Consider the following 612-nt stretch of genomic DNA (forward strand, 5'->3'; position numbering starts at 1 on the left):
GGCGGCGGCGGCGACGGCGGCTATTCGGTGGCGGCGGCCCTGGCGGTCGGCGACGTCGGCGCGGTCTCGGGCGCGATCTCGGTCGGCGGTTCGGGCGGCGACGGCGGCAAGGGCGGCGTGGTGACCGTCGACCACGCCAGCGGCGTGGCCATCGACACGACCGGCGCGCGTTCGGTCGGCATCTTCGCCCAGAGCGTGGGCGGTGGCGGCGGCAACGGCGGCTGGAGCGGCGCCATCGCCGCGGCGGCCTCGGGCGGCGTCAGCGCCAGCATCGGCGTGGCGGTCGGCGGCGGAGCCGGCGACGGCGGCGTCGGCGACGCGGTCAGGATCGACACGGCGGGCAGCATTCACACCAAGGGCGTCGACGCCGCGGGACTCTACGCCCAGAGCGTGGGCGGCGGCGGCGGCACGGGCGGCTTCGCCCTGGCCGGGGCGCTGTCGGGCGGCACGGCGGCCGGCGCGGTTTCGGTCGGGGTCGGCGGCACGGGCGGCGGCGGCGGCATGGCCGGAACGGTCACTGTGCTCAGCGTCACCGACATCCTCACCGAAGGCGACCGCTCGGCCGGGATCTTCGCCCAGGCGGTGGGCGGCGGCGGCGGCAGCGGCGGCTTC

1 pseudogene is annotated in these 612 nt (G+C 78.9%); it reads left to right on the top strand.

Annotated features, from left to right (window positions below):
• Positions 1 to 612: pseudogene (locus PMI01_RS25880) on the top strand (hypothetical protein); the annotation flags it as partial.

This window comes from Caulobacter sp. AP07 (assembly GCF_000281955.1).
Taxonomy (GTDB): domain Bacteria; phylum Pseudomonadota; class Alphaproteobacteria; order Caulobacterales; family Caulobacteraceae; genus Caulobacter.